This is a genomic window from Paenibacillus sp. Marseille-Q4541, assembly GCF_018310695.1.
GTDB lineage: Bacteria > Bacillota > Bacilli > Paenibacillales > Paenibacillaceae > Paenibacillus.
This window is the reverse complement of the sequence record NZ_JAGXCY010000034.1, coordinates 1-26375: the sequence shown is the minus strand read 5'-3', so window position 1 is coordinate 26375 and position 26375 is coordinate 1. Positions and strand designations below refer to the sequence as shown.

The 26375-nt window shown below is 34.4% G+C and carries 27 protein-coding genes; 5 read left to right on the top strand and 22 right to left on the bottom strand.

Annotated features, from left to right (window positions below):
- Window positions 1-37 precede the first annotated feature (37 nt).
- The 22 genes from KFT32_RS22595 to KFT32_RS22490 form a co-directional block, all read right to left on the bottom strand.
- Complete coding sequence (locus KFT32_RS22595) at window positions 38-1069, bottom strand: tyrosine-type recombinase/integrase (RefSeq protein WP_211749697.1); 1032 nt, start codon at window positions 1067-1069, stop codon at window positions 38-40.
- Between the two features lie 24 nt (window positions 1070-1093).
- The gene (locus tag KFT32_RS22590; RefSeq protein WP_211749696.1) at window positions 1094-1399 is read right to left on the bottom strand and encodes a hypothetical protein; all 306 of its coding nucleotides are present in this window, start codon (window positions 1397-1399) and stop codon (window positions 1094-1096) included.
- A gap of 36 nt (window positions 1400-1435) precedes the next feature.
- Window positions 1436-1876: a hypothetical protein gene (locus tag KFT32_RS22585; protein WP_211749695.1), complete on the bottom strand. Its 441-nt coding sequence runs from the start codon at window positions 1874-1876 to the stop codon at window positions 1436-1438.
- Window positions 1877-1885: 9 nt separating this feature from the next.
- Window positions 1886-2350 carry a hypothetical protein gene (locus tag KFT32_RS22580; protein WP_211749694.1) on the bottom strand — a complete coding sequence of 155 codons (465 nt, stop codon included), beginning with the start codon at window positions 2348-2350 and terminating at the stop codon, window positions 1886-1888.
- 130 nt (window positions 2351-2480) lie between these two features.
- On the bottom strand, window positions 2481-3257 hold the full coding sequence (locus KFT32_RS22575) for a hypothetical protein (protein WP_211749693.1): 777 nt from the start codon (window positions 3255-3257) through the stop codon (window positions 2481-2483).
- 50 nt (window positions 3258-3307) lie between these two features.
- Window positions 3308-4039 carry a hypothetical protein gene (locus tag KFT32_RS22570; RefSeq protein WP_211749692.1) on the bottom strand — a complete coding sequence of 244 codons (732 nt, stop codon included), beginning with the start codon at window positions 4037-4039 and terminating at the stop codon, window positions 3308-3310.
- A gap of 486 nt (window positions 4040-4525) precedes the next feature.
- Entirely contained in the window at window positions 4526-5737 is a 1212-nt protein-coding gene (locus KFT32_RS22565; RefSeq protein ID WP_211749691.1) for an Ig-like domain-containing protein, read from the bottom strand.
- Window positions 5734-6150: a hypothetical protein gene (locus KFT32_RS22560; protein ID WP_211749690.1), complete on the bottom strand. Its 417-nt coding sequence runs from the start codon at window positions 6148-6150 to the stop codon at window positions 5734-5736. The genes KFT32_RS22565 and KFT32_RS22560 overlap by 4 nt, the downstream gene beginning before the upstream one ends.
- Window positions 6151-6160: 10 nt before the next feature.
- Window positions 6161-6730, bottom strand: a complete 570-nt coding sequence (locus KFT32_RS22555; RefSeq protein ID WP_211749689.1) for a hypothetical protein — start codon at window positions 6728-6730, stop codon at window positions 6161-6163.
- Between the two features lie 67 nt (window positions 6731-6797).
- Entirely contained in the window at window positions 6798-7790 is a 993-nt protein-coding gene (locus tag KFT32_RS22550) for a hypothetical protein (RefSeq protein ID WP_211749688.1), read from the bottom strand.
- A 37-nt stretch (window positions 7791-7827) separates the two neighbouring features.
- On the bottom strand, window positions 7828-8298 hold the full coding sequence (locus KFT32_RS22545; protein ID WP_211749687.1) for a hypothetical protein: 471 nt from the start codon (window positions 8296-8298) through the stop codon (window positions 7828-7830).
- A 65-nt stretch (window positions 8299-8363) separates the two neighbouring features.
- Window positions 8364-9926, bottom strand: coding sequence for a hypothetical protein (locus tag KFT32_RS22540; RefSeq protein ID WP_211749686.1), 1563 nt, complete (start codon window positions 9924-9926; stop codon window positions 8364-8366).
- A 17-nt stretch (window positions 9927-9943) separates the two neighbouring features.
- On the bottom strand, window positions 9944-11407 hold the full coding sequence (locus tag KFT32_RS22535; RefSeq protein WP_211749685.1) for a hypothetical protein: 1464 nt from the start codon (window positions 11405-11407) through the stop codon (window positions 9944-9946).
- A 14-nt stretch (window positions 11408-11421) separates the two neighbouring features.
- Window positions 11422-13236 (bottom strand): terminase, encoded by a 1815-nt coding sequence (locus KFT32_RS22530; protein WP_211749684.1) that lies wholly within the window; start codon window positions 13234-13236, stop codon window positions 11422-11424.
- Window positions 13236-14291, bottom strand: coding sequence for a hypothetical protein (locus tag KFT32_RS27325; RefSeq protein ID WP_249436073.1), 1056 nt, complete (start codon window positions 14289-14291; stop codon window positions 13236-13238). Before KFT32_RS27325 ends, KFT32_RS22530 begins: the two co-directional genes overlap by 1 nt.
- Before the next feature lie 172 nt (window positions 14292-14463).
- A complete protein-coding gene (locus KFT32_RS22520) occupies window positions 14464-14802 on the bottom strand; it encodes a hypothetical protein (protein ID WP_211749683.1) in 339 nt (112 codons plus the stop codon).
- A gap of 57 nt (window positions 14803-14859) precedes the next feature.
- The gene (locus KFT32_RS22515) at window positions 14860-16056 is read right to left on the bottom strand and encodes a hypothetical protein (protein ID WP_211749682.1); all 1197 of its coding nucleotides are present in this window, start codon (window positions 16054-16056) and stop codon (window positions 14860-14862) included.
- Between the two features lie 4 nt (window positions 16057-16060).
- Window positions 16061-16228, bottom strand: a complete 168-nt coding sequence (locus tag KFT32_RS22510; protein ID WP_211749681.1) for a hypothetical protein — start codon at window positions 16226-16228, stop codon at window positions 16061-16063.
- A 29-nt stretch (window positions 16229-16257) separates the two neighbouring features.
- Window positions 16258-16911: a PhoH family protein gene (locus KFT32_RS22505; protein ID WP_211749680.1), complete on the bottom strand. Its 654-nt coding sequence runs from the start codon at window positions 16909-16911 to the stop codon at window positions 16258-16260.
- Between the two features lie 192 nt (window positions 16912-17103).
- A complete protein-coding gene (locus tag KFT32_RS22500; protein WP_211749679.1) occupies window positions 17104-17379 on the bottom strand; it encodes an HU family DNA-binding protein in 276 nt (91 codons plus the stop codon).
- A 193-nt stretch (window positions 17380-17572) separates the two neighbouring features.
- Window positions 17573-20149, bottom strand: coding sequence for an RNA dependent RNA polymerase (locus tag KFT32_RS22495; RefSeq protein ID WP_211749678.1), 2577 nt, complete (start codon window positions 20147-20149; stop codon window positions 17573-17575).
- An 87-nt stretch (window positions 20150-20236) separates the two neighbouring features.
- Window positions 20237-20485, bottom strand: coding sequence for a hypothetical protein (locus KFT32_RS22490; protein ID WP_211749677.1), 249 nt, complete (start codon window positions 20483-20485; stop codon window positions 20237-20239).
- Window positions 20486-20655: 170 nt separating this feature from the next.
- Here KFT32_RS22490 and KFT32_RS22485 point away from each other — a divergent pair, with 170 nt between their 5' ends.
- The 5 genes from KFT32_RS22485 to KFT32_RS22465 all read left to right on the top strand — a co-directional run.
- The gene (locus KFT32_RS22485) at window positions 20656-21705 is read left to right on the top strand and encodes a tyrosine-type recombinase/integrase (protein WP_211749676.1); all 1050 of its coding nucleotides are present in this window, start codon (window positions 20656-20658) and stop codon (window positions 21703-21705) included.
- Window positions 21706-21867: 162 nt separating this feature from the next.
- On the top strand, window positions 21868-22590 hold the full coding sequence (locus KFT32_RS22480) for an NPCBM/NEW2 domain-containing protein (RefSeq protein ID WP_211749675.1): 723 nt from the start codon (window positions 21868-21870) through the stop codon (window positions 22588-22590).
- 956 nt (window positions 22591-23546) lie between these two features.
- Window positions 23547-24302 (top strand): hypothetical protein, encoded by a 756-nt coding sequence (locus tag KFT32_RS22475; protein WP_211749674.1) that lies wholly within the window; start codon window positions 23547-23549, stop codon window positions 24300-24302.
- A gap of 1098 nt (window positions 24303-25400) precedes the next feature.
- Window positions 25401-25619: a DUF5659 domain-containing protein gene (locus KFT32_RS22470; RefSeq protein ID WP_211749673.1), complete on the top strand. Its 219-nt coding sequence runs from the start codon at window positions 25401-25403 to the stop codon at window positions 25617-25619.
- A gap of 38 nt (window positions 25620-25657) precedes the next feature.
- Window positions 25658-26375 (top strand): hypothetical protein (locus KFT32_RS22465; RefSeq protein ID WP_211749672.1); only part of this gene is annotated, 718 nt, incomplete at its 3' end.

Genomic DNA, 26375 nt, shown 5'->3' with positions numbered 1-26375 from the left:
AATTAGGAGTCCTTTTTATTGTGATGAAAGGATAGTTTTATTCGTTACTTTCTTCCTTAACAACATGGTTTTTAAGTTTGTCTAAACTTTTCCACTTACGTTCTTTTGCTGTTAGGTCATTGTAGACCTTATACATATCACTGCTTGACCAACCTACAAGCTCAATAATAAAGTCTGACTCCATACCGATACGAGTTAAGTTGGTAACAAGGTAATGTCGGAGTGAGTGGAAGTAAAAAGGCACACCTAAATATTTTTCCCATTTGGTGCTCCAAGAACGAACTGTACTTACTTGTGCTGGTTCACCGTTAGACTTAATAAAGATAGCATCATGTTCCTTATTATTCTTTGTCATAATTTTTTCCCGTTCAGTGAGCCAATCTTTATAGTAGGGAAGAAACTTATCTTTGATTATGTATTTGTGTAAAAGCTTGCCTTGCTTACCAAAACCTTTAGTTTTAATCTGTTTGGTTGTCTCAAGAAACATTCCTTCGAATGCAGTATTGTTTTCATCAATTATTGAAGTGTTGAATCTTAGTAACTCAGATACTCGTGCTCCACTATTCGCAGCCAAAGCTAAGAGACATGCCTCTTGAGGTTTTTTAAGCTCATCTTTTAAATACTTAAGAAGTCCATCAACTTGATCTTCGAGAAGTATTGTTTTCTCTCTAACTGGATTATTCATAAGATTATCAATAGATTTCAAAATTACATTGCGAAAAGATGGATAGATGTCATCAAAATAGTTTTCAATAAAGTTCGAAAAACTACTTAAGCAAGACTTCAGTCGCCCAAATCTTTTTGGACTCCATTTTAATTCCTCAATTCCATAACTGAAGAAATCAGAAAATTCAATTTTTCGGATATCTACAAAGAACTTATTATCATTTTCAAGCAAGTTCCAAGTAAAGAAGATATTTAAATCACTTTTATATCCATTGATTGTTCCTTCGGAACACTTCATGTTTTTGTCTTTTAGGAATCTATTTACTAGCTTTATGTTCTCAGGGTTAAACTGTTGGATTAGTTCATCGCTTGTAATGATCTTTTTGTATGTTTTTCTACCCAATAAAACCACACTTTCTAGAGGTTATTATGATGTACCAAAGGAAATTGTTTTGATTTTTAGTAATCCTAATGTGTAATACAATTCAGCTATTTGATTCTTTCTGTATAAAAATCCTTCATCGAGCACAACTCTGGCAACCTTTTTGCCCTCAAAACTTCTCCGATCAATGATGTCTGTACCATATAGAATCTGATTATGAAGGTGCTTAGGGTAAAATTGTTTCATATGTTTGTTTGGGATAATACAGTATAGGGAAGGGTCTTGTTTTAGCAATTCGATAACTCGCGTTTTCTTTCCTGATGCTCTTTCCATGTCAAAAACTTGAATCATTTATGTCACATCCAATCTCTTTATGAAATAACTCTTTTACTTAATCTGTAGTCCAGTCTTCTTTAGCCCCATTGCTAGTGCAGCTACATGAGCATTGGTTGCTTCTAAAGAATCTTTTGTTGCCTCAATATAATCTCTAGCTACTCCGTTATATGCGAAGGGGAAACTATATCCTTGGCCTGTAACGACCACTTCACCAACATTCTTATCACCGTCAAAACGATTACTCTCAACGACTAATGTGGTAGCATCAGTCATATATGTATCAATATTCTCATCATCAATTAAGCCACCATCATCCATCTGACGTTCATATTCTTTGGGGTCGTACACGCTATAGACTACTTGTTCAATCTGATCTTTCATTTCTTCTCTTACTGTTGGAGCTACGTCAGTTGTCTGAGTAACATTTACTCTCCGCTGTAATTCTGCAAATAGTTTATTCAAATCTTTTGTACTACTGACATTAATCTTCATTTAATCAACTCACTTTGCTTTTAATGCCAACTCTCCAAAGTTTTGACCAATCCCATTGGCTCCTTCACTAGCGCGTTTAGCAAAATCACTTATCTTATCAATATTCTCTTGTCCCATTTCATTAAAGAGAGCTGCCGTAATGTAGGAGTCTATAAAGGCATAATTAAGTTTAATAAGTTGATCAACATTCAATTCCTTTGGAATAGGTATATTGGTGAATTCTTGAAAAATTAGAACGGGAAGAAGTTGAGAGGTATCTACGACATCTTCATCTTCTATTTCAGTTTTTTTGTTTAAAGTTTGCAATGCTTTCAAGTATCGAAGAGCAACCTTACTTACTTTTGAATCTCGAAAATCCTTAGATAAAGCTATATTGTGTTCATCACCATATTTATCTGTAATAACAACATTCTCTGTCTGATTTAATTTTTGTTCTAATTTCTTTAGAGAAGTAGCAGTCATATTTTTAGCCATTCTTATTTAACACGCTCCCTATAAATTATAATTGTCTTAACAATCAAACTTTCAATAAACTCAACTACTTGATTCATAAGACAAAAAGAAGAGGAGACAGCATACGCCATCTCCTCGATATAATAAATTATTATTCATCGTCTTCTTCTAGCAATACGATTGTGATCATTTCATTTTCTTTATCTTTAAGAACCTTACAATTGAATTCAAATGGTTGTGGGTCTCCAGAGGAAGCCATACCGATGGTGAAATTAGGAAGAATTTTTAGTTTAGGGATTAAGAAGAGAGCTTCAACATCATACCCGTCTTCGTTTCTCCAGAAAGTAGTACCCTCGAGTGTGTAAACACCTGGGAAAATATCAGCAGTGATTGTGATGCTTTGTGTAGTGACTGGTGATTCGTAATAGTAACTAGCAATTACTTGATCACCTTCTTTAATGTCTGTATTGCCTGTCAAAGTAACTTCTGTGCCAGTACTCGTAGCTGTTAGCTTTTCACCCATGTTTGTACCATCAACTGTCTTATAGAAGAAGATAGGATATTTGGCGTTCGAAGCAACAGGGATTCTAGTTAGAACGATAGCTAGACTTCCAGCATCGCTTGTTACAGTTACTACTTCTTTTTTAGGGACAATTTTTGCACCCTTAGTAAATTTAGAACCAGTTAAGGCTTCAAGAGTTGCTTTAGTAATCAAAGAGTCTGTCATATTCAGTGCGATATCTTTTTCACTATCCCAAATTATACGCTCAGGGTTTCCTTGTCCACCTCTAAGAGATGCTGATTGTGCTGAGATCTCAACTGAAGATGCAGTCAGGCTTTCAATAATTGCTCTTAATTCTCTTGATTTATAGTCTCTAAGTGTCACGTTGAAAATCTCACGAACACCATAGTTTTGACTTGCTGTCATCTTAGGAATTCCTCCGTTTATTGAACACAAAAATAAGTAGACACATATGCCTACTCGATTTTTGTCATCCAATGTGTAATTTTAGTTTTGTTTGTATCTAGCATTTGATGAAATAGTGCGTCCATATTTTCTTTATAACTCTGGTATTTTTGAAGACGAATTAATTGATCATGGAATTGATAATAGTTTAACTTCAACACTTCATTGACGTTCATTCCATTACCCACAACAGCTAAAGAAGATAAATAATCTCTGAACGATAAATTATCTTCTTTCTGCGATTCAGTCTTCAATTTAGCTATCTTATCTTTGTATCTCTGCTGTTGTTCCTTTAACTTCCGAACTCTATCGTTCTTAGGATTGAATTCGTCCTTGCCTGATTTGTTGCTCATACAATTTTGGATTTTGATTATAACGACCAAAGAAGCAATATCCTCGAGAGTGTATTTGTTCTCATTTATAAGAATAACTTTATCAGGTTCAACTGATATTTCTGTAGACAGAAAGTATTGGATCGCATCTAAATAGCTATTTAGAAAATCAAAGTTCTCTGTTGCATATAATAGTTCAGCAAAACTTAGTTTTTTTAGAGCTGTATCGAAACTGTTACCGTCAGGAAATACTTGTTCCTTATCTATAGCCACCAGATTTAAGTTATAAAGAAAGTTTTGATAGCCATCACGAATTATCTCTTTAATGGTTTTAGGCTTGATAGGAATTGATTTATATATGTATGGCTCATTACCCCAGCTTCTAAGTTTTACGTCTTCAACATCAATCATCAGTTGAACTCCAATAAATCAAATGAGATAAACTTACCCTCGTAACTCGAATTCACAGAGACATCCCTAATTGATTTAAACTTTAGTCTAAAATCACCAACACCACGTTTATCATTGAATAAATCATCGACCTTAGATAGTATGTAATCCATTCGCAAAACACCATAATCAGTACTAAGTAAACTATTGTGTATGAGAACATAAATATAGACTGTGGCTCTTTTGAAACGAGGGTTGTTAGAGGGTTTGAAATCAGTAATATCTATCGTAATGAACGTTTTAGTTTCTTTGTCTAGAGGGATGCTCTTCTTCAAATGAATATTGTCATTAATCAACTCTTCTGGGACTTCAACATCTGCCTGATCGAGAAAATCTCTATTCGGATAATATATCGCCTTTACTAAATCGGGTGAGCCGATAATCCTATTCATGATTTTTTCTTTATTTGGTGACAAGTTTCTTAATCTAGAAATCGACTCACACCTCCTATAGTATCGATTTGATTGTGATTTCTTTTGTGGTTTCAGCATGAGAACCTACAACTTTTAACGTAACTTTACCAACGCTATTAGCTTGTAACACACAGCGATTATCGCCTTGTAATGTAATAGTCGCTAGATTTGTAGTAAGCGAGAATAATCCATTGTCCTCATAAGCTAATCCATTGTCCTCATAAGCTATTCCATTATCCTTAAATACAGCTTTAAACTCTTTAGACTTTCCACGGTAAATAACAAATGGATTGGATGAATCATCAATAATTTCAACGGTGTAGTTGTAAGTTTGTTCTTGAACAACCTTAACTGAAATCACACTTTGAATATCCTTAAACTGGACAATTATTGATGTCAAACCTTCTGATATTGGTGTAAGCAATCCATTCTGATTTACTGTGCAAATTGATTCATCTTTAGAAGAGAAGGATAGAGTAGGGGATGGAACTATTTGATCTCTATTTCTTACTTCTACTTGAAGCTGGAGAGGAAAGTTAGGGGAGAGGGTTAGCGAGGTACCGCTCAGCACGTTAATCTCATGGGTGGCAATATTGCCATAGTAATTAGCTATTCGAAGCTCAACATTGTCTGTAGCAGTATTTATTTGATCTGCATTTAAGACTAAATACATCAAATTGCTTTCAAGTCTGTCTATAGAAGTTACCTTCCAGGCTCTATCATCAAATATAAATCTGCTGTCATTATCCAAATCATTAGAAATTTCCTTATCATTCTTGATGATAATTTGCCTTCGATCTTTATCTAGAACAATAAAACGTCCTTCATCAACACCAAAATTAGATGTAGATTCACCCGAGTAAGTGAACCATGTTTCTTTCACTTTACCTTCTGAATTCAGCCATTTAAGAGTGGTGAAGCATTTACGTAAAATTCCTCTTTTATAAACTTCGCTCATCTCGTCAAAGTGAATAGCGAGCCAATGATTGTCTTTCCAGTGGATAGTATCCCCAAGAGAGAATTCGGAATCGAATGGTACAGCAAAGTTTTTCAGATCCTTACTATCACTATTGTCTATAATCAACATGTCACAAGGAACAGTCTTGTTTAATACATTGACTTGATAATAGGAGGGAGACTGAGTGATTGTACTATTAATATTATCCCTGTTTCTACTTACAATCCTAGAACGCACATCAACACCATATGCATTGTCCCTGGCTATATATTTGTCTTTGTAACTCATTTAAGCAAACCTAAATCGCCATTATTGTATGTATAATCTAAAATCAACTTATTAACATCAAGCTTTTTATTTTCCTTCATGTCTAAAAGTTGCTTTAGATGGGCTGCTTGTGATGTCATAGAAAAATCTTTAGTGGACATGAATTGCTCGATATTTCGGATTGAAGTGATTAAGGGATTTAAATACTCGACTACCATGAGACTTCCTAAAATTAGCTGTTCCTCATCACTTAATTTTTCAATGAATGAGGTTTCAGTACGTAATTGCAGGTCTTTTTTACATTTCTTGAACCTTGGAATACTATTTAGTAAGTAACGATATTTTAATGAATTGTCCTGGTCTCGCTCCATAAAAATAGGATCTGAAATTTGACTAAGAAATACATCATATATTTCATCAAACGTTGTGCTCAATTAATCACCCCTAGTTGTTAGGGTCTAAAGATTGACCTAAACCTTCTTCAATAGCCTTTATAGTATGATAATCAGTCAACTGATTGTTTAGGAATTTGTCTTGGGCTAGATCAAAAATTAAAGATTTTGTATTAGCAGATGCCTCATTAACAGTTTTAAGAATCTTATCTCCTGGAAGTTGGAGGATATGTTCGATATCTTCAGCATCAACAACATTCTTCTGAATTCTACTAATGTTTAGGTAATCAACAACTTCTTCATCTAGGACTAAAATCCATCCTTTTTCAAGAAACGACCTATTGGAAGAGATCATGGTGCGCAAATCTCTAAGAGTGATCACATCCTCATCACCAATGTTGCTGAATCGAATATCTACTCCAGTTCTAGATTTGTAAGTAAGCCTTCCAGTTACATTACTTCGAATTGGAACAAGCAAATTCTCATCTAATTGTTTTCTAACTTTGCGTTCAATAGTAGTTTGTTTACTGTCATTTATTTCATTGTTTTTTTCAGGCGCATCATTATCTCCTGATGGGTCAGTATTGATGACAGTCTCCTTTTTTTGCATTGGCTTTACCATAAATTCAGCTCCCTTAATAAATTCTAAGGAGTGAAACTACTCACCCCTTAGATAGAACATGTATTATTTACCCTAAAATATAAGCACCATATTTAGCGGATTTTTCTACAGCTACTCCATATTTCTTGCGTAGTGTGTACTCTACAGAGTCATCTGCGTTAGCTGAATCTTTTGCATCGTCAATAAGAGCTTCTCCTTCCATCACAAACTTCACAATTTTCTCATTACCGTTTGGAAGGATTAATAGAAAATCATTATCGATAGCAAATTGCTCTGTACCTGGCAAGAAACCTTGTTCAATGATACCAAATGTGATTCCATCAACTTCCTTAAAGAAGCCATCCGAATTACGTTGTTCCATCATGCCGTTAGAAACATAAGCAGGTGTTGCTTTTGAAACAGCAACACGAGTACCGATTACCATGGGTTTAAGACCTGTTGCTGCACGTACATATTCGACCACCAGATTGAATTCTTCTAAATCCCACACTCCAGTATGCTTGTACGGAGCGCTTAGTCCATTATATGCATCCTTAATAGCTTTAAAAATGTCTGCAGTAATTCGCTCTTCAAATGCACGTTCAACATCATTGATTAGATCGACCCAGTCGATTTGACCAGACAAAAATCTCTCTAGTTCTTCGTAAATCTTTACACCGTACCATTCAGTATCAATACGGTAGGCTTCACCTTTCCCAATTCTCTGTCTCCGAAGGTTATTAGTGCCTCCAGCAATCTTGGAAACAGAGAGGAATTCTGTGCTTTTTGGAATAAACTCAAGCTTATCCCCAAATGCAGTTGATCTGTAATCAACAAAAGCCTTAAAACGCTCTCTTACATCAGCCTCAACACGCTGATCAACAGCTTCTTCAATAATCTCAAACAAATCTAGTTTATTTCTCCGTAATTTTTTAGCGTTAAATTTACCGTTTTCGGAGCCTAGAATTTTATTCATCGCTTCACGAAGTTTGTCATTTGCCTCATTTGTAGAATAGCTGCCAAGCGAACCTGTTACGATGTCATTTGCTAGTTCAATAATTACTTTTACATCTTTACTCATTTATTTATATCCTCCAGATTATATGTATTGTTTGTGATTAAGCTTTTACTACTCGGTAAGCCGTTGCCGCTTTGCCATAAATTTTTGTTTTCTCAATAACTTGAGCTGCAAAACGAGTGCCTCCAGTGAGGTTGGCAGCCGGAACTAATTTTGTTTTGCCGTTAGCTGGGATAAGGTATTGACCAACTACGCTAGTTCCTTCAATAACATCATCTGTAACAGTAATAATGTCAGCAACTGTATAGTGATCAGCGCGAGCTACTTTATTAGCTATATTTACAAAATCAGTGATGTGTTGTTTTCGTTCATAAAGTACTTCTGGTGAAGTGAGGACTACAATTTCCTGTGTTAACACATCAGTAGGAGCTACTCCTTTGAAAACTTCACGCTCTCCTGCTACAGGATCACCCACAACAAACACTTGACCGTTATGTGCGTCTGCACTTAGAAGTAAACTTGTAATATTACCTGCATAAACTGACTGCATCTTGTCTTTACGAATTGCCATGATTAAAAAGTCCTCCTTAAATTTAGGGAAAAATAAAAACACACCTCTTTGAGATGTGTTTAATGTTATTCAAATAGAATGTCGTATGATTTACCTGTAGATTTTGGTTCTTTAGGTTGATCAATTTGAATTACTGTTTTTTGTTTAAATGTGTTGTGATTAAACTTAGCTTTCTTCTTACCGACTAGAGCGAACAATTTTTCTTCAAGTTCTTCAAGAGTATAATCGGAACTTTTATCCTTAACAGATTTCATTTCCTCTTCTGTTAATTCGCTGGACACAAGCTCAAACATAGCATCTTCTGCTTCTTTTCTTTCTTGTTCTAACTTAGCCGAATATTCAGTTGATACCTTAGCAAAATCAGCTTGAAGTGCTTCATACTTTTGATTTGCTTCATTGATAATCTGATCTTTCTCGGTAACTGTTAAATCATACTCTTCTTTAACTTTTGATGCTTTGTGATCAGCGTAGCCTTCGCTAAAGGACTTAACAGTATCGAGACTAAATATGCTTTCTTCATTCAATTCCATCGGTGAATAACTAATTTTAAAACGTTTATTAGACTCTTTATTAATATTTACTTTGTCACCATCTAAAGAATAAGAGAAGCCTGCAAAATACCAATCCTCATAATCCTGAGCAATCACATATCCATTTTCTGTATCGATATCTACTAAACCAAACCTTGGATATTCATAACCATAGAAATCAATAGTTCCAAAAGAAACCATTTCACGACTAACTTCTTCAAACAATTGCGAACCAGTCAAAGCGTATGTATTAGATTGAACTTGATTGTTTTCTTTGCTAAATTCAGTCTTTACTTTTTGTTCTAATTGCTCAAGAGAGAAGTCTTCGTGGTTAATTCCCTTAGCTTTTAAATCCTCAAATGAAACATTGTAGGATTCTAGCATTTCAAGGATTTCGTCCACTTCTTTTCCTCCTTGCGTATTTTTATTTATATTGAGAGAAAATTTCAACTCGCTAACCATTTGTGTAAATCTACTTTTAAACTCATCTTCATCTAAATGATAAGCCACTATTGACGCTGATTCAAAACAAGGTTCCACATGTCCATCAGGATCAGATTCCTTACTGATACCAAGAATACAAAGAGCGGAGAAGAGGAACTCATTAATCTCATAGGCTTTATGACCATCAAAAGTTGAATATTTACCTTTTGTAATATCAATTTCCATAGACTGATTAAATTCTTGCTCAATTAGCATCTTGGCTTCAGGATATCTACCTGTCCATAAATAAGCACCGTCAACTGCAAGGTACTCTCGAATTTCACCAGAATCTTCTTCTACATCTTCCCAGTAAACATTTGCTTCTCTTGGGATAAATCCATATGGCATAGTAGTAATTTTCCATCGTATCTCATCACCTAAAAAGTCGATTTCCCCACCGTGACCACCAAAATTCTTATCTTCTTCTTTGAATTCACCAACAATAGGAATGCCGTAGATAGAAGGGATTGCGTCTTCAATAACTTCTTTAGACATGTATGAATTGTTTCTATTAAGACCAGGGTAGAGGATTCTAATTTTGCATTGGCTAAATAGCGGATTGATCTTCTCAACATTTAAAGCTTTTACTTCGAATCGCATAATTTTCTCTGTCAATTTACCTTTTCACCTCCTCACCCAGACGAGTTGCTTTCTAAGTCTCTAGTTTGTTGTCCTTTATCAGTGAGGTCTCGCTCATCTTGTTCGGGTGCTCCAGCTTCATTGTTGGTTGCATTGCCTGTGTGACTAGACATTAATGGGATGAGTTTCTCTGTTAGCTCTAGAATTTCGTTTTCTAAAAAGTTATTGAGATACATAGAACTAGGTTGATGACCCATAGCTGCTATTATTTCATTTTTAACTGGCATTCCGAATTGTGCAGCCTTTAACCTGGAATCTACAAATGCATCTCTATTGTGTTTGGTTGTTTCTAGAATCCTTACTCTAAATTTATAAGTTCCAGATTGAGTAGCTTTTAGATGTTCATTTATCCACTTCTCAATATCTTTAATAAAACCAAAAGTTTCAGAATCATCTACGATTATTGAAGATTTTAAAGAAGCTGTAGAATTTGCGTCTGACCCAAATAGCAATTCCGAAACACCAGAGTCTTTCCAAAATTGGCTTGTTGCTTGAGAGACTTTACTTTTTTCTGCCATCTCCTTATCAAACCTGACTACATCAATCTCCATTGGAGTAGTAGCTAATCCAACCTGAGACGGGAGTCCATCTTCGATATTTTGATGAAAGGCGAGTACCCAGTCTTGGGTGAGTAGAAATCTATTCGAATCTGAACCACTTTGATCCATTGGGATCTTTTGAGTAAGCAGCATATAATTACTGATTTCTTCACTATTTTTATCCAAAGTCTTATAGTCTTGGATATCTAGGAGTTCTTCAAGTAGAGAGATAAAAGGGGGAACTGCATAAAAATCTGGGATAGGTTTTAAACATATAGCATAAGGGGATTCAATTCTAACAAATTTGTTTTTAACGCTTTTGCTCTTATCTCTATTGAGAGAATTATAAATAGACTTGAATTCGTTTGGGAATGATTCTATGCTGTTTTCTTTACTATCAAAAAATGAAAAATCAAACGAATAACCTAGTAAACCAGTATCAATATCAACATAGGACAACTGGCAATAATCTGGATTTAACTCCTGGATATAGAAACCATCTTTGCTTACCCGGGCGTACCCATAGAAAATACCATCTCTATACGAGATAAACCTAGCTTTAGTGAATTGATCTTTGATATTCATTTTTTCAACGTAATCAACATTTTTAAAATAAGCATTTTTGAATAATTTTGCATTTACTTTGTCAGGACTTGTGCCGTATCCTTCAAGAACATAATCTAAGTTAAATAAAGTTGCGTAATAATTAACGAGTCTTCGATATTGAGGGCTAGTATAGTAAATTTCCCTACTTATTTCTCTAAGTTTCTTTTGATTGTCGGCTGTGTGTTTGTTCTTGAGAAACTTCTTAATATCTTCTTTATTGTATGAGCTCAACAATCGAGTACCCGAAGAACCGTTGCTTAAATTAATCATAGCCATCTGCTTGAAGTATTCTGGCGAGTTTACATTAGTCACATGTCACCACCAACTCACTTGTAAATTACTGGCTTCCTCATTAGAAAGAAGTCATTAGGATTCATATTGTTCTGCGATTTATTTGTTATATTTTCTCTTCGTAAATTTCGAAGATGCCATGCCAACATTGCTATAGTGTAAGCCCTGTCATCTCCGATTTTACTTTGTTTATCTGGAGGTAGATCATAACGGATATTTCCATTAGAGCTCTTAAAAGAATAGATGCTTACCAATTCTTCTTTAGCAATATCCAAATTCACTAAAGCCAGTTCTTCATCTTGAGATAAAGTATATTGTTTAGATTGCCCTTCACCTAAGTCAATATTTAAATACCCTTTACTATCATAATTTTCCGTAAAAGATATTAAATCTAGGCTTAACATTTCAATTAGAGCATCGAATAAATCTCGTTTGTATTTCTGAGGTGAGATGAGTTTTAAGATGTTAGAGGCATTTGGATATTTGTGGGAGTGTACACTGTATTCGTCGTGATCTTTATCAATTAAACCCTTACGCCTTACTCCTCTAGTATCTACCCAGTCGTCTAAAAGTCCATCAGCCCATGCAGATACTCCTCCACCACCAGCTCCAGAATCGATTAATACACCATTGATATTTTCGTAATCTGCAGACTGTGGTCCATTATAATCCAGCAATAATTGTTTAAAATGTTTGATTTGGTCAGGGGTCTTCATTGGAGTTCTCTTCTTTTTTGCTATGTCTGCAAAACTAACCGAATTAACCAATTTCAATTTGTAGCCAATATTTTCATCTAAATAAATTTCTCCAATGGTGCAGATAGAGTTGTCGTGCTGTCTAGCGGGGTCAACTGCCAATGCGAATTTCTTTGAACCATCATTAGCAAGCTGAGGAACTCTTACTTCAGAATTTCTGATAATTGTAGCTCGTTTAACTATTTGATTATCAGAGCCTTCGGTAGTGAATATATTTTTATATTCCCTCAATGCTTTTTCTTTGTTTTCACGCATTGCTGAATCCACTTTTTCTTGAGAGAGAAGAGAGACGGGGTAGAGGACTCCATTATAAGTCGCATTGATAACAACATCTGAACTGATATCTGCTACAAAATAACGCTTATCTCCTAAAAACATTTTCATTCCAAAGTCTCTATATTTTCTAAAGAAGTAAGTGTCAGTAGAGGAAGCCGAGGAAGCATAAATAAGTTGATTGGGAAATTGTCTTGGCAGAAGTGTCACATCAGTGTCCCCACCTAATCGGAAATCACTATTCTGGGTTGTGAACGGTTCTGAGGTCGTAAATAACTCATCAGGAGCAAATCCGCTCTCATCATAAAAATTTAAATTCGATCTCTTTGACCTATTATTGTCGAAGGAGCCGTTCAGTGATCGCGTTACACTGCCGTTATATAACTTATATGTATATGAAGCAGGGTTGTGAGTAAATCCATCTGTATTGGCTGAGCTTTTTACTGTTTCATTATAGAAAATATCGGTCAACCCAGTGAATGATGCTATTTCTCGTTTGGCGATTTTCTCAATTTTCATAAACATTTCCTGACTCTGAGAACCAACACCAGCGAGGATATAAGCCTCGAAATTCGGTATCAATAAGGATTTAGCCATTATAAAAGGAGCACCAAGAGTAGTCTTGCCGGAGTTTCTACCCATACACCATAAAACAAATGGAGTAGTCCAACTACTCATAAATACATACTTTTGATAATCAAGAAGTTCCATACCCAGGAAGCGTTCGACAAATCTTACAGGATATTTTCTGCCCCAGTTGACAATTTCAGCCCACTTTAAATAGCCATCTATCTTGCGTTGAGACATATTATGTTTTTCCATTATGCCTCACCATCTTGCAACAGGAGGAGTTGTTTACGAAGCAGTCGATTTTCTTCTTCTAGTTTTGAAGTTTTTTTCTCATAATCGTCAATCATACTTCTCTGTTCCATTATCATTGTAGTGTAGTCATTCTCATCAAACTGTAATTGTTTGAAGATACTTTCATTGCTCACGTTTGCAACTTGCTGCATCCCTTCGCATGTCTCAATGTTGAATATATTGACGTCTGCCTCTTCGAACCCTTTTTCTTGAAGTTGTTTTATTATGCCTGAAAGAGTGCCTGCGCCTTTGCTTTTATTATTATTGTGATTGACAGAAATACCATTGTCTTTAGCTAGGGCCAATACAGATTTCAACATTTTATCTTTAGTAGAAACCAAGGAATTGACTGCACCAACGTTTTCACCAAGTGTTTTTGCATCAGCCGCTAATGTAGAAAGCGCACTATTGATTTTGTCTAATTGGTTAAAAGATTTTACGATTTCTATAACTGTTGGAAGTTTGAAGCTATCTTCAAGTGTTCCTTCATCAAGAAAATCTACTAGCTTATTATAGAGATGACGCTTATCGGATTGTGGCTCTGTTTCAAAGGGATCATAACCCAACATTCTCAAGACATCATTTTTGTTTTTGTTTTCATCAAATACTTTCTCATCTTCGATGAGCGAAGTATCATCAACCACTAATTGGGTATTAAATACAGGAGTAGGAGCAACATTCTTGCTTTGAACATCATCTCCGTCTTTCCATGTCAATTCTTTATTATCTCCAAACTGAATGTTCTTCATATATACACCAAAAACATCTTTGTTTTTCACACTTGCTTCATCTAATGCAGATTGCCATAGTTGGGTAATGAATGGCCTGTTGATCTGCAAGAGCGTATCTTTAATAGTATTTAAGTTATTATAGTCGATATCTTTTTTAAGGCATTCTTTACATATTTCCAATCTTCCGTCTGAATCGAATTTGTTTTTGGAAGCATAGAAGTAGATTTTCTTTCTGTTTTTGCCGCAAGTTTTACATACTTTATAATCATTGCTGCTCCCTGACATAGTTGTTTCACCTTCCTGTGTCTCCCTTTTGAATAATAGGTAAAGCAATGGAGGAGATGGGGAGGGAGAGCCCCGTTTTTAAATCGCCTTGTAACAGGAGATTCCTCCATTACAAATATGAACAAAAAGACGGACAAAAGATTTCTTGTCCGCCGTACTTCTTGATATTTGATTAATAATCTTCCTCTGAAGAATCGTAAAACACTTCCGAATCATCAGGAATACCGTAAATCACTTCATCTTGAAGAATATTGATGTCTAGTTGTATTTTATTTATCATCTCTAAAATTTTTCCATGACGCTCAGCTTCTACCCATAAGTCTTGTAGCAACAACTTCAACTGTTTTTTAGTTGCAAGTGATTGACTCTGATTAACATAGGAGTCGATTACAGATTCAATATCTAATGTGTAATGTGGTATCACAATGACATTTGTAGAACTCACTTCATTTTCTTTTGAAAGAAAAGATGAGGGGAGAGCCATATCTTCTTGATTATATTCTTCCGACATAAAGCCTCCTTAACAATTAGAAGGCATTGGCATCACTAGTATGCATACCGATATGTATTATTTAATATCTTGCAAATTAATATCAATCTTATATTCAATTCGACCACTATCATTAAAAATATGCATCTTCTGCATCGCATCAGAGTACATACGCTTACCAAGCGCGTAGGAATCCGATCCGCATAAACTGCCGTTTGAGATTACAGTGGTTCTTCCGTAATCTTTAACTGTATCATGATGTATATGTCCCATAAAAACGTACTTACTGATTATTCCTAGAAATTGCGGCAAACTTTTAGCTACGCTGGTTACATGGTCTAAATCTCCGTGAACGTATACATGAGGCTCTTTAAACGTAGTGTCAACAAAATATCCATCTTCACTTCTAATGATTTCTACATTGCTGTAATTTCTTAATCTACTTTCTAAATACCAAGGAATGAGATTCTCAAAATTCTCTTTAAGGATTGAATCGTTCTTATTTGGAGTTGTTCTTGCATGATTTCCGATTATATTTACCACTCTAACTTTGGGGACGTGTAACGAAACTTCTGCAATAGCTTCAGCCAATCTTTCTGATATGTATTGAATCTGAGAAACCACATCTTCACTTTGTTCTATGCGAGAAGTTAAATGAATGAAGCCAGCAATCTGATCGCCGAGAGAACCAATAGTCAACTCTTGAACATCGTGTTTCTTACAATAGCAGATGGTTTTAGCCACAAGATGTTGAAACCTTTTCTCAAATACTACTGGATTATATGTATTTAGACTATTCTGTGTTTCTTGACCGTAGTGAAAATCACTCCACAATACATTTGCCCTAATATTGGTGTCTGATATAGATGGTTCGAACGAGTAGGGGAGAGGTTTTACTTTCTCTAATTCTTTAATCCCCTTCAAAATTTCATCTTTAAGGTGTTCGTATCGAGCAATTAATCTGATTTTATTGTTGTATTCACGCTTCTGATCATTAAATTGATACTTTTGCTTTTGGAGTTCAACTGTTTTATCTTCAATCTCTCTAAGTTGTTCGCCCGAAGCTGATTTACGTATACCAATTTCAATTCCACGGTTGAGGTTGTGATACTCTTTACGATATTTTGATTCCGTATATTCCTCATCTAAGAAATTATTCATCAATGTAGCTATTTGGCTCCAAGATAATTCTAATTCTTCTTTATTGGAACCCAATCTTAGCAAATAGTCCTCATATGATTCGTTCTTTAAACTTTGCAAAGGAGTAATGGTCATTCAATCACTCCTCTTCGTCGGTCTGAATGCCTACAGGAACGCTATATTCTTCATTGGGTGTTACTTTAATCTTTTCACCAGTCACCACTACGGTAATTGTTTTTGCGTTTGGATATAAATCATAAAGAACTTCTCTAACTTCGTTCAATCCATCTAATTTAATATCTGACATTTATATTTCTCCCTAAAATATAATTTTTATTAACACTCTAATTGATCTGCTTTAGTTGCCAATCTACCTCTGAAATTATGAGTAAGGCTGCACACTTTAACGTATTCTTCGTCTTTAAGATGTTCTATGTATGGTACAAATCCACTTTTAGCAGGATTCTTCAGGTCACATTGCTTATCATGACCTATAATAACCACCTTGCAACTTTCATGTATTCTTGTTAGCAATTTCTTTAATTCGCTACGAGAAAAGTTTTGAGATTCATCAATTATTACAAACTTATTCTCGATATTCGTGCCTCTCGCAAACACATGTGATACAGGTGTAACCCAAGCAGTTCCATTCTTCACATTCTGAATATTTTCCTTTGATATAATTACTCTATCTGGATTTTCATTGATCTTCAGTAAGGCATCTTTAAGTGGGGTAGTATATTTTGATTCTTTATCAAACACATCACCAGGAGTAAATCCAAGTACGCTTTCCTCAACAGGGGAGAAGATGTACAACAATTCCATATTCAATAATTTTGCACAAGCTACAGCCAGTGTAGTTTTACCACTACCAGCACACGCATTAACAATAGTAACATGGTTATCAATAATACTATCTACATATTCCTTCTGTTCGTCAGTCAACTTAGGTGCAAATCCAAACAATGGATTACTCTTTGATAATGGCATAGTATTTACCTCTCATATAGGTAGAATAGGGGAGGGGGCAGTCAATTTGCCATAGTTTATCAACTGAACCCCTCGGTGAAGCAAAATACAGTTTTATCTGACATTGCCGCAAATGGGCTCTGTTTATTTAAATTTAATCCGGTATATGCAAAGCTTTATATTATGTATAAATTAATTATTTTATATTTAAAATTATTGTTTTACTGCTTCTTTGAGTGCTTTACTGGGTTTGAAAGCAGGGGCTTTTGATGCAGGAATATCTAGTTCCTCACCTGTTTGCGGATTACGTCCTTTACGTGCAGAACGCTCGCGTACTTCAAAGTTACCAAAACCAACGAGTTGTACTTTGCCTCCGTTAGCAAGAGCAGTGAAGATAACATCTAGAGTTGAGTTTACTGCAGCTTCAATATCCTTTTTTTGATATCCAGTTTTAGTTACTACCTCTGCGATCAATTCAGTTTTATTCATTTTTTAAATCTCCCTTGGTTTTTATAGTTTTTATTATTTGAGGGAACGCTTTGCAATGCTTCTATCTTTGTCATTAAGTCGTTAACTACACACTCCCCTAAAAGACCTATCTAATTATTGCCTAAAAGCTAATAAACCCTTATGTATCAACGATTCATACTATACTATGAATTATCGATTTGATTACACCTATTTATTTATTTTTATTTCTTAAATTCCTTACATTATTCTTAACTTTTTCTTTTCTGATTTCCTTCGAACAGTCTTCGCAATACTTTTTGGAGTTAGTGCTCTTTCTTTTAGTGTTATCAATGACTGTGGTACAGTTCTCACAAATACGAATTCTATCTTTTAAATTGATTTTTAAATTTTCCACAATGATATCTCCAAAGCACGACCACAGAGTAGTTTTATACTGCCCATTTATTTCTCTGTAGAGATAATCAAGTATAACGTTAGTTACATGATGTGGGTCGTTGCAAACCTTCAGTAATTCTTCTTTAATATAGGTGTATATTGGCAAGATATCTGATGTTGTAATATCGTCATTACTCTTTTTTTTCGGTGTCAAACACCATTTTTGTTCATTTAGCTGTTTATATTTTGTGATTATTTCCTCATATATTTGATCTCTTGGTGGCTCAGCACTCATTAGTTGAGCGTAGTCAAAATCATACAAATCACTAACTGATTTAAACTTAATGCGCACAGGTGGGAACATTTCTTTTAACCGATTCACGGTTGTCTTATTGTCCCATGGTTGAGTTTCTCTTTTCTTCTTTTTATTTTTTTTGTCTTGTGGTTTTGGGCGATATTTTTCATATGAGAAGAAGAAAGGCATTTTCATTTTGTTGTAAGGCTTGAATAGTGCTTTAATATTTGCTGGTCTAGTCGGCTTATAATTTGTTTTGGCTGCATCAATTTCAAAGTTGTTTTCCATCGTCCTAATCTTTACTAACTCAATATCTACATTATCACTATTCCAAATCTTAGTGATATCATTGCTTATATTCCCGATGTTGCCGCTAAACGCTCGTTTGAGATTTTCTTTCATGCTTTTTCTTGATATCTTCTCTGGAGGTGCTTTCTTCATATCATAGTATAGTGGAACTATGTCTATCATATTTCGCTCAGCAACCGAAACTAAAGTTTTATCGTTACTTACAGTTATCTTGTCTCCATCACAATCAAACATAAGAATCTTACTAATGGGATCATGAATAGATGAATGAACACATTTGCTTACAAACCATTTGTCTGTATCGGTTGTTTGAGTATTTATTCTAACCGCATGTTCTCGGTATAGATGAGGACTTCTTAAACAATCCACCTTTTCTCCGGGGTTAATAACAGAACAAGAAACTTCTCCGTTCTTCAAAAGTCCAACTGGATTACTTGTTTTATTGAATAGCCATTCACAGAATGCATACAGGTCAGGAGCTACAAATGTATAGCACCCATCAACTTTAACCTTGCCCGAGTTAGCTCGTCTAACTAAACTTCCTTTAGCATCTTTAATTTTCTGTTTGGTGTGAGAATCCAATAATAACTCTGGATATATGTATAATGCTTGTTGTAGATGGTTCTTATCTTTAAATGCACCGCCAACGGCACCAATCAATTTTAACATTTGTTCAGGTTCACTTACGGATAGTTTGATTTCGTTTCTTGTGATAGAAGCTAATTTATCTAATTCTTCATCTGTTATTGATGTTAGAGTTTGAAGCATTTGATAACAAAGTCTTGCACCACTAATATCATCTTCTTCAATGTTGGTAATGCTTGCGTGACACTTATGTATTTTGAACAATTTCTTGTAGTCATCCCAACTACTATAATATTTCCACATTTTAAACTGACTTTTGGTGAAAATAACTTCAATCTTATCTTTTACTACATCATATTCTTTGCCATAAATATCAGTCACTTTACTATTCCCATTAGCAAATGCAAATTTATCAAAAGGAAATGGAACAAGTAAGCCTTTTACCCATGGAAGTCTAGTCATAAATGCCTTCTTACTTTTATTAGGTAAGATCATTCCGCAGCCATCCGTATGATTGATTGGAATATCCATTGTCTTACGGGTGATTTCATATTTTATATCATCTACGAAATCAACAGTAGTGTTAATGGTCGTTTCAAAATCATCTACAACTATTGTACGGTCAATATTAAACTTTTCCCAAAGGTCTGTTGCACTAGAGCAAAGAGCGAGATATGCCAAATACTTGTTAATACTAACTCCGTATTTCCTGTGGTTGTTCCTATCTAAATCATAGTGAGAATTTATACTTTCTTCGCTAATTCCGCACATTAATGTTTGCTTGACGGTATCCCAAACATCTTTCTTCATAAATAGTGTCTTTTTAGTCCTGATTTGTCCAGCCGATGCAGTAAAGGGGATGTATTCTTCGCCATGATAAGTAAATCCATTGTCAATTAGACTATCAAAAATACTATAGTAATTCGTTTCAACAATTAACACTTCTTCATATGTATTACCTGTTTCAAGTCCTAATGTTCGCGTTAATGAAGACTCAAATATAGAAACCTTGTTCTTTATATTTAAGCTTGTAGGATCTAAAGTTCTTCGCAGATAGCTATTTGCGTCAATAACATTTCTAAAGCTTCTTTCAAGTTCTTTAACCCTGGAGTATTCTTTCATCTGTTTTGCTCTATGTATTTCTTTTCTTAGCAATTTCTCTTTCTGATTATAAAATGCGCTTGTATCTACACTATAAATATATACTTGTTTATCTAATGCCATTACAACACCCTTTATCTTTCATTTATGTATTCGAAATCCCTATAAAAATTTGTATTAACTACATTATTTTTAATTCTATATGTATATTTAAACTTCTACTTTACTATGTACTGGCTTATGTGGTTCTCTATAATATTTCTTTTGTGCTTCGTTCTTCAACCAGATAACATCATCATCATATGTATCGTACTTTTCTTGCTCATAAGCTTCTTGCAATATGTATTCCCCGCTAAATTCCTTACTCACCAACTCTTCATCATACCACTCCTCGAAACCATCATAGTAATTTTCTTGCTTCGTTCTATGTAAGATTGTCCCCGCATTTCTTTTTGTCATGTACTTGTCTTTAATTCCTCTCTAATGTGGTATCAGAAACTGTTTACCAATCTCTGTAAATTCAATTTACCACCCGGATATAATTATGTCAATAAGTAAATTATTTTTATTTCTAATTGACTAAGAAGATTACTGAATGGTAATATATAGAAGAAGGGAGTGTTAAGCATATGGAAAATACGGCAGCAAATAATATTGTTGGATTACATAATGGAAGTGTACATGGAGACATTAGAACGTTTTTAGATTCATTTGAGAGCAAGTATACAACACGTAATTATGAAAGAAGTCTAAAGAATTTTTTTATGTGGTATAAAAATAAATCAGTAAACGAGTTGGTTAAAGAGGATTTGCATGTTAGAAATGCAGATATGCTACGATATAGAAAGTTTCTTAAAGATCATCCTGCTGATTACACAAACAATTATATCAATAGTATAATCGCTGCAATTCAAAGCTTATATGAATTCCTAGAGAGAAATGAATATGATCTAAAAGCTTCACATGTAAAATTAAAACCATTACCCGATGACTCTGTAAGGTGTGGATCTTTATACGCAAATGAAGCGGAAGAAATGAGTCAAAGAGTACTGTGTACAACTAAAGGACAAGAAAAATCAGCTTTAATTAGACTAGCTTACACAACAAGTTTACGTAAGAGTACTTTATTGAGTATTACCAAAGATGACATCGTACTTCATCCATCAGGTAATTATTATGAGTTAACAGCAATAGGTAAGGGAGGAGAAAAACATACAGTACCAATATCTCATGAAATGTATAGAGAATTGGTCAAGATTACTGAACAAGAATATTATGCACAATATAATGATGGAAAGTTTTTTCACCTGGATAAGATGACCATTCAAAATATGATGAATAAGCTGAAGGATGAGATGAATATTCCTACTGAAAGGAATATCGTATTTCACAGTTTTAGAAACGTAGCTGCCATGTTTGGAACACTAGAAGAAGCAAAAACTCACTATAATCACTCAAGTATAGTAGTAACTGATAAATACTATAGACATTATAGTGATGATCAATCAAATGCGATTAGTCTAAGAATTGAAGATAAGATTGAAGATCAAATTTTTGAAGAGTTGAGCAAAGAGGAATTGATTAAATTGATTGAGTCTCAAAATCAAGGATTGCTGTTTCAAATGAAAAGGGAAGCACGAGATATAATCACCAATAGACCAGTTGAGAGTGTTTTTTAAACATTAAGGATTAATTCCTATTAATCCTTATTACATCAAAGGGACATAAATATCTTTCCTGATATAGTAAATAATATGAAGTTCGAATATAATAAGTTAGGCAAGTAAGTAAAAGAAATACATAAAGAAGATTAGCCTAGATTGAAGAAATGAGGAGTATTTATGAGTTTGACGAAAAAGTTAAAGTATGGTGTGACCGGATTTACGCTTGGTGCAGTTTTCTTCGGCGGAATTGCCTTTGGAGCGACAACAAAGATCGAAGTGAGTTTAGATCCAATCAAGTTTATTGTAGATGGCAAAGACAAGACTCCGTTAAACGGAAAGTTCAACAATAATGGAACTGTTGTTCCGGCTTCGCTCTCATACAGTGGAACGACTTATGTACCATTAAAGATGGTTGGGGACATGGTAAGTAAGGAAGTTGCTTGGGATGGTAAAACGAAATCGGTATTGATTGGAGATCCAGGCTCAGTTGGAGAGCAAAAGTCTTTAACTGATTTGCCTCCTTTGAAAATATCTTCTGGGAATGTTGATACAAACAGAAGCTTGAAAATTAATGATGAGCGTTACACCAAAGGAATTATGACCTCTGTGCATTCGTACAATCGTATGGAATCTCAGAGCTACAACCTAAATGGACAATACGAGACACTTAATTTTGGTTATGGTACAATTTCTGTATGGTCGTCAGGAAACCTTGTTAAAATATCCGTATACGGAGACGGCAAAGAGCTGTGGAGCGGAAATGCCGTAAATGGCGTTCCAGTGAATACGGCTTCTGTTCCTGTCAAGGGAGTGCAGGAATTGGAAATCAGATTCGAGGCTCCGGAAGGTGATTCGGCTAATACAACCGCAGCTGTCGTAAATCCCGTATTGATCAAATAAGATTTAATAGTATAAGATCTCGATTATCTAGCATAGGCGAATTGATTGATCCTGAAAAGGTGACGATTGATTCGTTTTTGCTTTTTAGTGGGTTAAAATTGAATATGAAAATTAATGGAGTAGTCATTTATTATCTGATTACTCTTTTTTACGTTAAAGCGTTAGTCTGTATCGTGAGCTTGAAAAGTCTCAATCGGAGAGAGTAGCCAAAAGTGGTAAAAACGTAGATGTACCAAGGGATTTTGTCAATTTTGAGTCAAAAATAGGTAGTCCACATCGAAAAAGTGTAAGCGCAGCAAGGGTTTATAGGGTGTGAGAGGGGTGAAAATGGTCAATTTAGGGTAGGTTACAGGAATGTTACCAGTTAAAAAACATAGATGGAATAAGGGAAAATCCGATGCGTTCCCGATTGCGATTCCGATAGAGAGTAAGGTTAAAAGTTACAGTATTGTAATTAAAGTTGAATAAGGGAAAAATAAGTTGAGTGTGGAGATGGAAGTGCTAGGCGAATATTTCCCTTATATTAACCAATTTCAACTTTTAAATATCCCCCCTATATCATATACAACTATACTTGTGTATTATTTAGAGCTATTGACCACTCACGGGCTGCCACGGGCTGCTTACAATTCCATAGCTGGTCCAACCAATTTAAAATTTTTAAAAATCATGCAAATTGTGCTTTGAATTTTAACTCATACATATGATGTATAGGTGGGACGTAAAAAGTCCAGATCGACAATAACATGTAACGCAAAATCGCTGACTTATACTTGTAACTATAATGGTTACAGGAAAATTATTATTCTTATCTATTTATCCATACAGTTTATATCTATATACTATATGTTGTGTATTACCTCTAACATTACATGTATATAGTGTCTGTGGACTCACTCTATGATATAATAGTATGGTATCATATCCCAATGAACAGTAAATGGAGAGTGTAGTATTTGAATAATGAATCAAATGAATTGAGTAAAGCAATAAAACAAATGTATGCCAATATTAATTTTGCTGAACTGTCTAAAGTATCACAGATAGTATCAAACACACAGCGTCAAATGAGAGAAGCTGTTGTTCCAATATTAGAGCTTCAAAGTGAACTTCAACGTATCGTTCAACCATCTCAAGAATATATCAATGCAATTAAGCAAATACGTGATATTCAAACATCAATAGCTTCAATTGATTTATCACATATTAATAGTATCAATGAACGAGTGAGACAGTCCACTATAAACATTAGCAATATGATTCCTTCTTCATTGTTTCAATTTGATACGATAGATGAGGCAGAAGAGTATCTTGATACAGGTAAAGGGATTGACGATTTACAATTGGCATACGATTCAGTATCAAGTATAAGCGAGTCTCTAACCGATGAAGATACTAAGACTGACGAAGAAACTAAATCTGTATCAGTTAAAGCAATGACAATCAGTGAACGTATTAATACTTTGTTTGTAATATTACAGATGATCCAGCTCATATACTCATTTTTTGGAGATAATACTGGTGAACATATAGAGAACATATCGAAGGCTAATAATCAAATCATTCAAATTGAGCAGCAACAATACGATGAACAGGTTAGACACAATAAGGCAATAGAAGAGATAGAAGGGGATAAGAATGAATCATTAAAGAAGTTAGCTGATGAATTAGAATTATCAAACAATCTCAAACAGAAGAGTGATGCTGATTAAGCATTGCTCTTTTTTTATTTTTCTAAAATTAATCAGAAGTATAGTCCTTTTAGAAATAAAAATAATGTACAAACTATATAATAAATGGTATAATATTCTTGTAAGGGAAAGGAGGTGTTAACCTTTGGACTCTTGGCAAAAAGCAACAGTCATCATTTCCTTATTAACCTTCATCCGATTGGTAGCAAAAGACATCATAGAATATATACATAAGCCAAGTAAGAAGAAGAGGAAGAGAAAAAAGAAAAAGACGCCCAAGTCTCCACGAAAGACTAAGCGTCAGCCCAAAAGGTAAACAAACATAAGATATAGCACGAGACGGATACTAGAACCGTCTCACCTTCCCTTACATTTTAAACCAGTAATTGGATTCAAGTCAACGAGGTTAATGTCAATTATTTAAAAAGGAGATGATGAATATGAAGAAGGTGACAGAAGGGGAATTGCGTTTAACTATTTCAATCATATTATTCTGTACTATTCCAGTAGTAGCAAATAAACCTATATACATAGGTATAGTTACCATCGTAGGCATATACGCATTAGTCACAGGTATTATAAGAATGAAGCGCAAGAAGAAGTAAATAATATCAATCCAAAACCATGTTCAGTAGGTTTCGACTTTGAATTTTATCTTTTGAACTTGAACTCAAATCCTTTAGTATCCTAAAGCAATTGTGTAGTATACACAAGAGATATTATATTTATTCTTTAAGATTATTATATCTTAATATTATATCCCTTTTTTTAAGGTTAAATCCAAGAAATAGACCATACCTCATCCTATTTTTTCGCTGTTTATCCAAAATACATATTTTAACAATTGACTAATAATCCTTATGGGAGTTGGGTTTTGAGGCTATAATTAATAACTCTGGTATATCCTATTTTTTCGCTTCAAATCCAAAAATATCAGTTACTTCATCCTATTTTTTTAGTGTAAATCCAAAAAAAATGTACAAAAATGATCGAAATTGGGCTGTCTGCCAAGCCACAGTGCTCAAACCCTTGATATGAATACGTTTCTTTCATCCTATTTTTTCGCTGTTTATCCAAACTCATCTACACAGTTATACTTATTTTGGAGGTAATTATGTAATGCGCTATGTTAATGATATCAATGCTGTAGCTTATCTGTCTTTGAATGGAATTGATTACGACCACATCTTACAAAAAGAAGATGCAGATAAACTGGTCTTTGTGTACCAGGATAGGGAGTCTGTTAATAGGCTTATCGGAATTTATAAAAATTCTAAATTCAAAAACTTTACCACAAAGCAAAATGAAATAAAAAAAGTTATTCGTAGCTTGAAATAAGAGCTACCATCAAACATTCGGGGAGAATCTTAGAATAAATGAACTTTACTATAAACCACTTAAAGGTACGTTCAAATTGGTTTGACACTGGCGGTAAATACAGTCAAATGAAATATGATGCTTTTAACTCATACATTAATCTTTTCAAGTTTAGACTCTCTAAACAGCAATATGAATATTACTTTGTCACATCAATTAATGATCTTAAAAAAGAAACTGGCTACACTAAACAAAGAACATATGACAATCTTTCGTTGCTTATTAAACTAAAAATAATAAAGGTGTTGAATGTTAGCAGATGGGATAGATTCATTAAGAATGGTGTAATACCAGGACAAATCATACTTCACATTGCAGCTATCGATATTCCAGTAACTAATAGAATTTTAACTGAGCATGGTGATAGAGATCAAGCGGATACTGAAAATGACTACTATGTAAGTGTAGATCTTAAGCTTATGGAATATTACAAAGCAATTGGATTAAACGAAAAATATTATGCTGTATATTGCCTAATTAAGAAGTTGAGCAATAATACTGAACAAAAGTCATTTATGACTATAGAGAGTATGTCGAATAGTTTAGGTATAAATAAGAATGCAATTAACAAGTATATCAAAGAAATGAATAGTAAATATGTTCTTTACTCCAACTATAGAAAAAATCGTAAGAGTGGATTTAAATTTGAACACCACTTACTAAGAAAGTATTCAGACATAGATAAGTTTAAAAATGAAATGAAGCATTACATAGATA

Coding starts and splice junctions, on each gene's coding strand:
- KFT32_RS27325 (WP_249436073.1), bottom strand. CDS start 14,291: ATGTCAGGGAGCAGCAATGATTATAAAGTATGTAAAACTTGCGGCAAA.
- KFT32_RS22565 (WP_211749691.1), bottom strand. CDS start 5,737: ATGAGTTACAAAGACAAATATATAGCCAGGGACAATGCATATGGTGTT.
- KFT32_RS22545 (WP_211749687.1), bottom strand. CDS start 8,298: ATGGCAATTCGTAAAGACAAGATGCAGTCAGTTTATGCAGGTAATATT.
- KFT32_RS22580 (WP_211749694.1), bottom strand. CDS start 2,350: ATGGCTAAAAATATGACTGCTACTTCTCTAAAGAAATTAGAACAAAAA.
- KFT32_RS22500 (WP_211749679.1), bottom strand. CDS start 17,379: ATGAATAAAACTGAATTGATCGCAGAGGTAGTAACTAAAACTGGATAT.
- KFT32_RS22470 (WP_211749673.1), top strand. CDS start 25,401: ATGCGCTATGTTAATGATATCAATGCTGTAGCTTATCTGTCTTTGAAT.
- KFT32_RS22590 (WP_211749696.1), bottom strand. CDS start 1,399: ATGATTCAAGTTTTTGACATGGAAAGAGCATCAGGAAAGAAAACGCGA.
- KFT32_RS22495 (WP_211749678.1), bottom strand. CDS start 20,149: ATGGCATTAGATAAACAAGTATATATTTATAGTGTAGATACAAGCGCA.
- KFT32_RS22520 (WP_211749683.1), bottom strand. CDS start 14,802: ATGTCGGAAGAATATAATCAAGAAGATATGGCTCTCCCCTCATCTTTT.
- KFT32_RS22485 (WP_211749676.1), top strand. CDS start 20,656: ATGGAAAATACGGCAGCAAATAATATTGTTGGATTACATAATGGAAGT.
- KFT32_RS22480 (WP_211749675.1), top strand. CDS start 21,868: ATGAGTTTGACGAAAAAGTTAAAGTATGGTGTGACCGGATTTACGCTT.
- KFT32_RS22510 (WP_211749681.1), bottom strand. CDS start 16,228: ATGTCAGATATTAAATTAGATGGATTGAACGAAGTTAGAGAAGTTCTT.
- KFT32_RS22570 (WP_211749692.1), bottom strand. CDS start 4,039: ATGATTGATGTTGAAGACGTAAAACTTAGAAGCTGGGGTAATGAGCCA.
- KFT32_RS22555 (WP_211749689.1), bottom strand. CDS start 6,730: ATGGTAAAGCCAATGCAAAAAAAGGAGACTGTCATCAATACTGACCCA.
- KFT32_RS22530 (WP_211749684.1), bottom strand. CDS start 13,236: ATGGAAAAACATAATATGTCTCAACGCAAGATAGATGGCTATTTAAAG.
- KFT32_RS22490 (WP_211749677.1), bottom strand. CDS start 20,485: ATGACAAAAAGAAATGCGGGGACAATCTTACATAGAACGAAGCAAGAA.
- KFT32_RS22575 (WP_211749693.1), bottom strand. CDS start 3,257: ATGACAGCAAGTCAAAACTATGGTGTTCGTGAGATTTTCAACGTGACA.
- KFT32_RS22515 (WP_211749682.1), bottom strand. CDS start 16,056: ATGACCATTACTCCTTTGCAAAGTTTAAAGAACGAATCATATGAGGAC.
- KFT32_RS22585 (WP_211749695.1), bottom strand. CDS start 1,876: ATGAAGATTAATGTCAGTAGTACAAAAGATTTGAATAAACTATTTGCA.
- KFT32_RS22550 (WP_211749688.1), bottom strand. CDS start 7,790: ATGAGTAAAGATGTAAAAGTAATTATTGAACTAGCAAATGACATCGTA.
- KFT32_RS22505 (WP_211749680.1), bottom strand. CDS start 16,911: ATGCCATTATCAAAGAGTAATCCATTGTTTGGATTTGCACCTAAGTTG.